This window comes from Alkalibacterium iburiense (genome assembly GCF_039521845.1).
Taxonomy (GTDB): Bacteria; Bacillota; Bacilli; order Lactobacillales; family Carnobacteriaceae_A; genus Alkalibacterium; species Alkalibacterium iburiense.
Window position 1 is genome coordinate 30,031 of sequence record NZ_BAAACW010000061.1, and the last position, 11,131, is coordinate 41,161.

An 11,131-nucleotide genomic window follows, 5' to 3' on the forward strand; every position below is an offset into this window, starting at 1 on the left:
TTTTGTTTGGATTGTTAACGGTTTGACAAGGCTACATGGTATACTTACCATACTACAGGACGGAAAGGATTTTATACTATGCATGCGAGTCATCCTATTGAAAAACGTATCCCTTATTTAGAAGGGACAGTATATGAAAACGATGATTTAGGTCTGTCCTATTCAAAAGAGCAGTCGACTTTCAAAGTGTGGTCCCCCACCGCTAAGGAAGCCTGGCTCAATCTCTATGAAACAGCCGAGACCTCATCTGTTTACAAAAAAATACAATTAATTCAGAAAGATAATGTATGGACAACGACAGTTGATGAAGATTTGGACGGCTTCTTTTATACCTATAGTTTTATTCATCATGAAGAGGCAGTCGAAACAGCTGACGTTTATAGTAAAGCAGTCGGGCTGAATGGAGACCGTTCAGCTATTCTCTCTTTAGATGACACCGATCCCGAAGGCTGGGAAAAAGATGTTTTCGAGCCAGTCTCCTCTATAACTGACGCTATCATATGGGAGATTCACGTGGAAGATTTTTCCAGTGATGAATCGGCTCAATTTTCTAAAGCAAACAGAGGCAAGTACCTCGCTTTTACGGAAGATAATGTACGGGTCAATGATGACCCAGAACACCTAGCTGGGGTATCTTACCTTAAAGAACTCGGCATCAACTATGTGCACCTGCTTCCAGCTTTTGATTTTGAAAATGACGAACAATCCGAAGCGTACAATTGGGGATATGACCCTAAAAATTACATGGTGCCAGAAGGAAAGTACTCTTCTGATCCAAGCGACCCTAAAGCCCGTATTAAAGAGTTTAAACATATGGTCGCTCACCTCCATAAACAAGGCATTGGGGTTATTTTAGATGTGGTATATAACCATACGTTTTCTTTTGAGGATTCTGTTTTCCAGCGCACAGTGCCCGATTATTATTACCGGATGAATAAGGATGGAACTTTAGCTAATGGTTCGGGTACTGGAAACGAGACGGCCAGTGAACGGAAAATGATGCGCAAGCACATGATTGATTCTGTTTTATACTGGGTGGAAGAGTATCATATAGATGGCTTCCGTTTTGATTTGATGGGACTTCATGATGTGGACACGATGAATGAGCTTCGAAAAACGTTGAATGAGAGAGGATACGAGTCTGTTTTACTTTACGGAGAGCCTTGGAATGCAGGAAGCGTGGCTATTTATGAGCCGAATAAGCCCGCAGATAAGTACCATATTGGTGATTTTGCGGATGGGATAGCTATTTTCAATGATGAGTTTAGAGATGCGATTAAAGGGCCTGTTTTTGATGCTAAAAAAGGCGCTTTTTTACAGGGAGCGAATGGCCGCGATGACAGCGATTATTCTAACATGGATTTAATTGCCAGTATTTTAGCTAATACTCAGTCAGATGTTGGCCGATTCAAGTTGCCCGATGAAAAGCAATGGGCGAGAAACCCTACTCAAGTGGTAACGTATGCTTCTGCTCATGATAATTTGACTCTTTACGATAAATTAGCTCTGACTAAAAAAGACACCCCTTCTTATGGGCGTGACTTGGATTTAATTCAGCTTAATAAAATCAATGCCGCTGTCTTGTTTACTTCTTTGGGAGGAATCTTTTTCCAAGCGGGAGAAGAGTGGGGTCGAACTAAATTTGGAGATGAGAACAGCTACCAATCTTCTATTGATGTGAATATGCTTGACTGGACACGGACTTATGAAAATAAAGATTTATTAGAATATTACAAAGGGATGATTCGTATTCGAAAAGCCTACGCTCCTTTGCGTGATCCCAGCAATCAAACAGGGGACGCCATTACTTTTTCTCAGCTGAGAGAAAACCTCATAGCTTATACTATTCCTAATGTATTAGATGAGGGTGATTGGAAAATGATGGCCGTCGTGATCAATACAAATATGCAGCCTGACCGAGTGGCTTTGAGAAGCAGCTACCCTCTTCCTAAAGAATGGACCATTATTGCTAACAGGCACACAGCTGGCCTGCAGCCTCTAGGGACTGTTTTAGGTAATCAATTCATAATTAATCCACGGGAAGTTCTCATTATGGTCGCTAAATAATCAGAAAAAACAAGAGAACCGGATTCGGCCTCTTGTTTTTTTCTTAGTCAAATTCTGACCCTTTTGTTAAGTCCCAGTATGCCTGAACCGCTCCGTCACTCCCTGTCAAAGGATCTTTTTCAGGAACAGGGACATCATTGGCGCGCTGCTGAATGGTTTCATAATTGTCTTCATCACCTTTTTGCATATCAAAGTCGATTCCATTCGGATAAGCTCCCACTATTTCAAAGTCATCTGTAGAGTCGATGGACTTATGGGCCACTCCTGCAGGCAGTAATAATACGTCACCCTTACTAAAGGAAAACTCTTTTTCTCCAGGGCCTCCTAATTGAACGGTGGCCTTCCCTCTTAAGCAGACCAGCACTTCATGAGTATAGGAATGGAAATGATGAAAATCATGAATGCCGCCAGTCCAAGCATTGGTGTAGCCATTTTCTTTTAATAAGTTCTTTGTTGCTTTTTCGGCATCCTCTCCTTCTACAAATTCATCCAGAACCTTTGGATAAAACAAAACAGGCAAAGGAGAATTTGGAAAAGGTGGGTTTTCTCTTAATCGATGTAAATCAACCATTGTATTGCCTCCTTAAGTAAAATATCCTTCGCATTTAGTGTGTCACTCGCCATAAAAAACGTCAACTAATAGCTATTATGCTGAGATTATTTTTTAAATGGCCTGCATTCTTATTTTTATATTTAGTAAAGTATAGAGTTCGCTTATTCTTCCAGAATTGACTAAAGACCTGAATTTCAGTATTCTTAAGGTACAGACTTCAGGCACAAGTGAATTATAACTATCAGAAAGGAATCGATGAAATGGGTTTATTTGACTTTTTAAAAGGTAAAAAGAAAGAGAGCAAGCCAGTTACCCCTGCTGAGGAAGAAACGGAGCAGGAATCGATAAAATACGAAACCAAGTTTACTGCCCGTGACTTAAAAGCCGATCCACAAACAGTGAAAGAGATTGTAGATAAAATGGTAGAGGAGGATCCTTTTAAAACCTTTTATGGTGGAAAAACCGCTGAGGATTTTACACCCTTAACTTCTAGAGCCTATAAGTTCGATGCGATCACCACTTTGAATGTCGATTTTGTTCATAAAGAAAAAGGACGCGTTCTAGTTACAATTGAAGGCATTCCCCTCGGATTCTTGAAAGAAGAAGATGCTTTGACTGTTCAACAGTACCAAGAAAAATACTTGTTGACTGCCTATGTTTATGCGACAGGTGGCCCCTATTTAGAATACGACAAAGATAAAGAAGAAGTTGTTGAAGGCGAAGCGCCTTACGGTTTAGATATATTTGTTCAGTTCACTTAAAGAAGCTTTAGAATCATCCTGATGCGTTGGATTTGAGAGACAGCCCTGTAATTAAACGGTCTGTCTCTTTTTTACAGCTATCGAACATATAAATAAGTTTCACCCTCATATGACTGCTTTTTTTTATTCTGAATGATGATGAAACTACCTTTCTCCCTCATACCGTCGTTTTAAAAAAGTTCATATGATAGGGTGAGACGGTTTCCTTATCATTCCACGAATTTTCAGACGTTCATATGATAGGGTTAGCCCTTTTGCCCCTCATTCAGATGTTTTTTTGACACTCATATGATATGGTTCTTTTTTTAACTTTTATAAGTAACAAACTATAAGGCTAACTATTAAAATATCTTAAACCCTTATGTAATGAAACAATCCCCCTTAAAGTTGGACCTGACAGTCAACTTTAAGGGGGATTCATTTTTAACTGTGAATTTTTTTGAGTCGATTTACACTTCTCTATACCAGAAACGATGTTTTGTCATAGCTTCTATAAAATCAGTAGAGAAATCATTAGTGTTTTCAGTTGTTATAACGCCTTCATGGTCGAGCATATTTCCTTCTCTTAAGAAAGGGATGCCGGCTTGTGTCGCTCCAATCGGTTTGAAGTGATCAAAAGCTTTCTGTAGGAATTTAACCGTTTCTTTTACAAAGTCTTTGGATAAATCGGGACCACCGACGACATACAAGGCATCCAATAATACCGCATCTGTCGTGTCAAAGGTGTGTTCCACTTCCAACTCCGTACCATTTGCCCCTTTCACCGGATTCTGGTCTTCACTCACAATAACGGACTGTAAATTAGCAGAAGCAAAAGCCTCTAAATGGCGTTGGACTTCTTCATCGTTAAAGCCATCATCAATCAGTACGCCTACTTTTAAAGTATCTGGCATATGTGGCGTATTATCCTGACTTAAAGCGGGGGAGGATTTATCATAATCCAGTCCGCCTGATTCCGGTGGGGTCACGCCGATATTTTTAGCTATGCGTTGAGCGAGTTCCAAGTCTACGTTTGATAATACTTTGATATTCATTTCTCGTATCGGCATATCACACTTGCCTAACTCAAAACTGTATGCGGATACAATATGATCTTTCTCCCGCTTGCTCATTGAATTCCAGAACAACTTCACTTGTGTATAGTGATCTTTAAAACTATCACTTCGAGCACGCACTTTTCGTCCTTCCACTTTTTCTTGATAATGCTCGTATCCCCCGTCTTCTGGTGAAGCAACGTCTGGCTTATTATTATTTATAGAGTTATGGCGGTAAGCCGTATTAGACGTATTGATAGCTATTCGGTTGTATCCATCCCGTTGATGGTTTGTAAAGCCGTTAATTGGACGGTTGATAGGTAATTCATGGAAGTTAGGCCCGCCTAATCGAATCAATTGAGTGTCTGTATAGGAGAAGAGTCGTCCTTGAAGTAGGGGATCATTGGTGAAATCGATTCCTGGTACGACGTGTCCAGGATGAAAAGCCACCTGTTCTGTTTCTGCAAAATGATTATCGACATTTCGGTTCAGAGTCATTTTTCCAATGGGTGTCACTGGCACATCTTCTTCTGGAACCAGTTTTGTCGGGTCAAGTAAATCGAAGTCAAATTTGTGTTCATCTTCTTCAGGAATGAGTTGAACACCCAACTCCCATTCTGGATAGTTACCGCCTTCGATTGCTTCAAATAAATCTTTTCGATTAAAATCTGGGTCGTTTCCAGCTATCATTTGAGCTTCTTCAAAGACAAGTGAGTGAGCGCCGAGTTTGGGTTTCCAGAACATTTTTACGAATGTCCCTTTTCCCTCATCATTGACAAATCGGAAAGTATGCACACCGAAGCCTTCCATCATTCGGTAACTTCGAGGCAGAGCCCTTGGTGACATATTCCAGATGACGTGGTGGGCACTCTCCGTATTATTAGCTACAAAGTCCCAGAACGTATTATGCGCAGCTGTTGCTTGTGGTATTTCATTTCGAGGTTCTGGCTTGATAGCGTGTACAACATCAGGAAACTTAATGGCATCTTGGATAAAGAACACCGGCATATTGTTCGCTACAAAATCATAGTTCCCTTCTTCTGTATAAAACTTAGTCGCAAATCCACGAGTGTCCCTGACGGTATCGTTTGATCCCCTAAATCCTTGAACAGTTGAAAAACGGACAAAAACGGGAGTTTTCTTTCCTTTTTTCAAAAATTTAGCTTTAGAGTACGGTTCTGCTGTCCCATAGGCTTCAAAAACCCCATGCGCTCCGAATCCACGAGCATGCACCACACGTTCAGGAATACGCTCATGGTCAAAGTGGGTCATCTTTTCTCTGAAATGAAAATCCTCCATTAGAGTCGGACCGCGTTCGCCTGCCTTTAGTGAAAACTCATCTTCTGACATTTTCAACCCTTGATTTGTTGTTAAATCTCCTTTGGTATCATCAATTCGAAACTGATCCAATTGCTCCTGCTTCTTATTTGAATTATCCTGCTGCTCTCCTCTACTTGTCTGCTTATCCATTTGCTCCCTATTTTTATCCAAGGCACTCATCCTTTCATAAATATGGTCAATTTAAAGTTACCATTATAAAAGTTGTCTAGCCAAAGAATACATCTTGTGTTTTATTATTTTTTGAATTAAAAATTAACTCCCTTCACTGTAAGAAACACATGCGAAAGGAGTTAATTAATGAGATAATCGCCCTTCACGATAGTCATATACTTACGAAGGGGGATAAACTGAGTTTTATCGCCTTTAAATGAAAATTAATTACTCTTAAGGGGGGTTATATTAAAATCGTGTCTAAAAGACTGACTTTTTGATTTAGGCTATATTTTTACGTCTGAAAATGACTATAGATAGAATAACCAATCCTATACAGATGAAGTAGCTCACTCCCATAGCTTGAGCTAATAACCGATCCCCTTCTTGTAAAACAAGGATTTCGGTATTTCTTGTCGCTAGTTGTAGCGGGTTCCATTCATGTATCACCGGAACAATATCCGCTAGAAAACTGACAATGACAAAGCCGCCGACCGTTAGTAATGGCACAAAGGCACTATTGAATAAAACCGCTCCTAATAATAAGACGGCTAATAATAATAAACCGAAACTGTATAAACTAAAGAGGGGTAAAAAGAGTCCCTCTGCTGTACTATCCGAGAAATAATAATGGGTGTAGCCCCACGTGATCAGGCCACTCATCCAATAAGCCACTGTCCAGCAGAAGAACAGCAAAGTACCCTTAGCCAGCACTATGCTTTGTCGAGATAAGCCTTTTGTTACCATATGAACCAATGAGCCTTTTTCATATTCCTTTGAAAGAATGGGGCTAAAAAGTAATAAGAGAACAATGATACTTATTTGATTGGTATTGGAAAAGAACTGAATCCATGAATCAATATAAGTGGGATCCTCTAATAATATGGTAATGTTATCATCCACTAAGCTTTCCAAAAGCACCGGTAGAAACTTGGAACTTAACGGACTAAGCAAGCCGACAATAGCAAACACAATGCCTAGTATAAGAAATTTGTAATTTCTGAGCTGTTCTTTGACTTCTTTTCCTAAAAAGGCGCTGAATCCTTTCATTTGATCGCCTCCAAAAAGACATCGTCCATGCTGGCTTCTTTCGTCTCGATTTTTTTAGGTGTGATGGATTCTTTCGTTAACCAGTCTAGTGTGAGAGCCATTGCCTGTTTGGTGTCAGTCGTTGTGCCTTCAAGCAAAAGAGTAGAGTGTTCTATTTCTGAAAAAATAGAGAGACTCTCCCATATTTCTCTTATGTGACTGGCATCTGTTTCCTTTTCAAATAAGACAGCGATTTTTTCTGATGTCACCTGACTTTTCAACTCAGAAAGAGTGCCTTGTGTGACTATCTTTCCGTTATTTAGTATGGCTACCTCATCACAAATACTTTCCACGTCTGATAGAATATGCGTAGAGAAAATAACTGTGGTTTTATCTTTTACTTTTCTTAAAATTGAGAGCAACTGCTTTCTTCCAACAGGGTCTAAAGCGGATGTCGGTTCATCACAGATGAGTAAGACGGGATCGTTTATCAAAGCTTGCGCAATACCTAACCGCTGCTTCATCCCCCGGGAGTACGTTTTAATTCTCTTTTTCGAATCATCCAATCCAACCATTTCAAGTAATTCGGTTATTTTCTGTTTAGCTTCCTTAGCATCCATTCCACTAATATCCGCACACAGTTTCAAATACTCTCTAGCAGTTAAAAAGGGATAGAATTCGGGAACATCTGGTAAATAACCGACCAGCTTATTCGTCTCTGTTTCACCATAGCGAACGGTCTGCCCTTGTATGGTTATCTCACCCTCGTCAGCTTTTAACAAGCCCAAAGCAATATTCATTGTGGTGGTTTTCCCCGCACCATTTTTGCCTATAAATCCATAAACCGATCCTTTAGGGACAGAAAAAGAAATCCCATCCAATACTTTTTGAGAACCAAATGACTTTGAGACGTTAGTCACTTCCAGTATAGTCATCAGTCATCTTTCCTTCCGAAAATAAGATACAAAATCGGTCCGATAATATTAACGAACACAATCACTAATGCCCAAATGAGTTTATGGGTTTGATCTAATCGATCATTTTTAACTAAGTGAACAATCGCTACAACCAGTAAAATCAATTGCAAGACGAGTAGCGGCAAGATGATGGGTAAAAAGTTCATAATTTCTGAAGCCATGGTCTGATTCTCCTTTTTTAAGTGAGTGTGATACTCCAAACGATAGTTAATACGATGAACAACACGATACCTACTACAACTAACCAGGATTGCCAACGGGCCAAGTTAAGCGTTGATCCTATTCCAAAGCGTTTTTCCACGAAAACAGAAGGATCTTCTTTGTTGTAATAAAAGATGCCGTATACCCACTGCGATTCTTCGTCCGGATCCTCATAGTACTGCTCTTCTTCTTCCAACAGTTTTTCTCCAGCCTGACCATATTTAAGAGTCAAATAAAGCGTTCCACCTACTGTAAATAAGAGATAAAGTATAATTACAGTAATTAAAAACCAGTTGAATCGGGCTTGACTAAATAAAGAATATAAAAACAAGGATGATAGGAGTAATTGAGTCGCTATCGTTATGCCAAAAGTAAAGTTCGACCAAGCTTCACGAAACCGTCTGCTTTTTTCACTGGCTTCTTTTGGATCGAGAGGAGACAGCCGCTGCTTGGATCTCACTATGGCATGATTACTGTAATTAAATACCGGGATCATCAGCACTTGGATGCCAGGAAGAGCCAATATTCCCCATATACTCTTTGAAATCGTGCGTGTTACTTCAAATTGACTATCCCAATGAATAGGAATTTCTTCTGGTATCCGGTCATAGAAAGCGAATGCCAGAATAACCGGAATGAGTATAATGGCCAGCTGCCATATAAAGAAAGTAGCGTGGCTTTTTGCTTTTAACTTTTGATGGTAATTCATATCAACGACGACTCTTTTAGCTTTCTTCTGTTCCACTTCTGGCAGGCTCTGTTTCCATTTCAAGATGTTGCTTCTAAACTTCAAGTATAAAATGAATGAAAAAAATAAAAAGACACCCATTCCTGCGGTCACATAGATGGCTGATGCCCATTCTGCTCTTTCTGCATCCTCCATGAAGGGAATGAGAAACAGAGGCAGGCCGAGTACGACACTGGCTGATACATTCCATAAGGCAAATCTCTTCTTCTGTTTTTCAACGAAAGTATGTTTCCCGGCCACAGCTACCCCAAATGGCGTGGCTTGACGACTAAAGAGAGGGGTTAATCCTGTCGTGATCCCCATAATGATAAATATAAAAAACATTAAAATACTGAATACCCACATGTCTTACCACTCCTTTTTTAATTCGTTGGATATCTGTTCTGTCCATTTTTTTACTTTTTCAGAAGGTATTTCATGAATGTAAATGTCCACCAATAAATCTTCTATTCTGGCTTGCATCTGACCTTCCAAGTCTAATGGTTTCTCATTTGATGGATTAATCATATACCCTCTCTGGCTCTTCACTAAGATAGTATCATCTACTAGTAGGTTATATGCTTTATTCACTGTATGCATATTCACTCCTAAATCACCTGCCAGCTGTCTAACACTAGGCAACAGCTCTCCTTTTTCGATTTCACCTTTTACAATCGCTTTTTTTAATTGCTTTATTAATTGAGTGTATATAGGTTCCGGACTTACCGTATCAATTTCGATAAACATATGAGTCACTCCCGTCCGTTTGTTATATAACAAGTATAACACTAATTTCAGATTTTGACTACTAAAATATTTTGATTCAAAAAAAAGACTCCTTTTTAAAAGAAGTCTTTCTTGCTCGTTATCTGATTTTCACTCTAAACAATCCACCTGACAGGGGTTCGCCGTCTTCTTTTGCAGTCGTGATATAGAGATACTCTTTATCTACTCCCCCTAAACAGCACGAGGTGATGTTGGAAACAGGCATAGGAATCTCAATCAGCTGTTCTCCTGTTTTAGGGTCCCATTTACATATGCGCTTGCCTCCGTATTCGGCTACCCATATATTCTCATCCACATCTACGCACATACCATCCGGTGAACCACCATCTGTAATTTCGACTGCTGTCCGTTCATTAGATAGTTCAGCCGTTTCTAAATCATAATCAAACTGTCTGACTTTTTTAGTGGGCGTATCGATATGATAGAAAGTTTTCCCGTCTTTAGACCAGCCGAGACCATTCGCTATTGATAAATCTGATAAGATTTCTTTATAGCTATCCCCTTCAACGACAAACAATTGAGCAGCTCCTTCAATCACTTCTTCGTAGCCCATTGTCCCTATTAAAAAACGCCCTCTTGGGTCCATTTTTCCGTCGTTGTAGCGTAGACGTCCATCTTCATTTGGCTGAACCACAAACGTGCGCTCTTTCGTTTCCGGGTCTATGGAATAAATGCCCTCTTTTTCAGCTGCCAAAATGTGTCCATTCTTATCTAGCACCGCTGCTCCGACTGGTCCGCTCGTTACATACGATTGAATTTCTGTCGTCTCTTCATTGAACTGATAAATCACGTTATCTGAAATCGATACAAAATATAAGAGCTGATGCTCGTCATCCCAAAGCGGTCCCTCCAATAAGCTGTTTCCAGCATAGTAAACCAATTCCGGTTTCAAATCATGAGTCATGTCATTCAACCCTTTCCAAATTAAGTGTCTATTTATACTATACCGATTATGACAGCTCTTCTCCAATCATTGCCATTATATGATAAAATGAGCCATAAAGGAGTGAACCCATGATTCAATACAAAGTGAATGATTCTATTTCGGTTGATACCTTAACTGATTTGTACGCTAGCGTTAAATGGACAGGCTATACTGATCATCCTGAAAAAATGAAAGAACTATTAGCCGGCTCCTATTACTACATCAGCGCATGGAAAGGCGAGCGTTTGGTGGGTCTAATCCGGACGATTGGTGATGGAGCTTCCATCTTATATATTCAAGATATTCTTGTCCATCCTGACTTTCAGAGACGAGGTATTGGAAAAGAACTGATGGAAAGAGTGATAGCAGACAATGCATCCATTAGGCAAATGGTTTTAATCACGGATGATACTGAGAGCACCAAAGCTTTCTACCAAAGTGTCGGCTTCAAAGCCATTCAGCAATTGAACGGAGTGGCCTTTGTCCGATATGATTTTAGTCTGTAAGTGTTAAAAAAAGCTTCGGCTACGCCTTCGCCCTTTTGGGATAGTGCGTAGCCATTACTTTTTCAGTTCTGAAT

General features: G+C 39.9%; 11 protein-coding genes. 3 read left to right on the forward strand and 8 right to left on the reverse strand.

Annotated features, from left to right (window positions below):
• Nucleotides 1-78: 78 nt before the first annotated feature.
• A complete protein-coding gene (gene pulA, locus ABDZ53_RS05225) occupies nucleotides 79-2,067 on the forward strand; it encodes a type I pullulanase (protein ID WP_343754537.1) in 1,989 nt (662 codons plus the stop codon).
• A gap of 43 nt (nucleotides 2,068-2,110) precedes the next feature.
• Here pulA and ABDZ53_RS05230 read toward each other — a convergent pair whose 3' ends face one another.
• On the reverse strand, nucleotides 2,111-2,638 hold the full coding sequence (locus tag ABDZ53_RS05230; RefSeq protein WP_343754538.1) for a cupin domain-containing protein: 528 nt from the start codon (nucleotides 2,636-2,638) through the stop codon (nucleotides 2,111-2,113).
• 242 nt (nucleotides 2,639-2,880) lie between these two features.
• On the opposite strand from ABDZ53_RS05230, the gene ABDZ53_RS05235 reads away from it, so the two are divergent.
• Nucleotides 2,881-3,381: a hypothetical protein gene (locus tag ABDZ53_RS05235; protein WP_343754539.1), complete on the forward strand. Its 501-nt coding sequence runs from the start codon at nucleotides 2,881-2,883 to the stop codon at nucleotides 3,379-3,381.
• A gap of 449 nt (nucleotides 3,382-3,830) precedes the next feature.
• Here the strand turns inward: ABDZ53_RS05235 and ABDZ53_RS05240 are convergent, their stop codons facing one another.
• The 7 genes from ABDZ53_RS05240 to ABDZ53_RS05270 form a co-directional block, all read right to left on the reverse strand.
• Nucleotides 3,831-5,906: a catalase gene (locus tag ABDZ53_RS05240; protein ID WP_343754540.1), complete on the reverse strand. Its 2,076-nt coding sequence runs from the start codon at nucleotides 5,904-5,906 to the stop codon at nucleotides 3,831-3,833.
• 282 nt (nucleotides 5,907-6,188) lie between these two features.
• Nucleotides 6,189-6,956 carry an ABC-2 transporter permease gene (locus ABDZ53_RS05245; RefSeq protein WP_343754541.1) on the reverse strand — a complete coding sequence of 256 codons (768 nt, stop codon included), beginning with the start codon at nucleotides 6,954-6,956 and terminating at the stop codon, nucleotides 6,189-6,191.
• Entirely contained in the window at nucleotides 6,953-7,870 is a 918-nt protein-coding gene (locus ABDZ53_RS05250; protein ID WP_343754542.1) for an ABC transporter ATP-binding protein, read from the reverse strand. Before ABDZ53_RS05250 ends, ABDZ53_RS05245 begins: the two co-directional genes overlap by 4 nt.
• Nucleotides 7,870-8,073 (reverse strand): PLD nuclease N-terminal domain-containing protein, encoded by a 204-nt coding sequence (locus ABDZ53_RS05255; RefSeq protein ID WP_343754543.1) that lies wholly within the window; start codon nucleotides 8,071-8,073, stop codon nucleotides 7,870-7,872. The genes ABDZ53_RS05250 and ABDZ53_RS05255 overlap by 1 nt, the downstream gene beginning before the upstream one ends.
• A gap of 17 nt (nucleotides 8,074-8,090) precedes the next feature.
• Nucleotides 8,091-9,206 (reverse strand): DUF1648 domain-containing protein, encoded by a 1,116-nt coding sequence (locus ABDZ53_RS05260; RefSeq protein ID WP_343754544.1) that lies wholly within the window; start codon nucleotides 9,204-9,206, stop codon nucleotides 8,091-8,093.
• A gap of 3 nt (nucleotides 9,207-9,209) precedes the next feature.
• A complete protein-coding gene (locus tag ABDZ53_RS05265) occupies nucleotides 9,210-9,587 on the reverse strand; it encodes a GntR family transcriptional regulator (RefSeq protein ID WP_343754545.1) in 378 nt (125 codons plus the stop codon).
• Nucleotides 9,588-9,705: 118 nt separating this feature from the next.
• Nucleotides 9,706-10,530 carry an SMP-30/gluconolactonase/LRE family protein gene (locus tag ABDZ53_RS05270; RefSeq protein ID WP_343754546.1) on the reverse strand — a complete coding sequence of 275 codons (825 nt, stop codon included), beginning with the start codon at nucleotides 10,528-10,530 and terminating at the stop codon, nucleotides 9,706-9,708.
• A gap of 110 nt (nucleotides 10,531-10,640) precedes the next feature.
• On the opposite strand from ABDZ53_RS05270, the gene ABDZ53_RS05275 reads away from it, so the two are divergent.
• Nucleotides 10,641-11,057 carry a GNAT family N-acetyltransferase gene (locus tag ABDZ53_RS05275; RefSeq protein WP_343754547.1) on the forward strand — a complete coding sequence of 139 codons (417 nt, stop codon included), beginning with the start codon at nucleotides 10,641-10,643 and terminating at the stop codon, nucleotides 11,055-11,057.
• Nucleotides 11,058-11,131 lie beyond the last annotated feature (74 nt).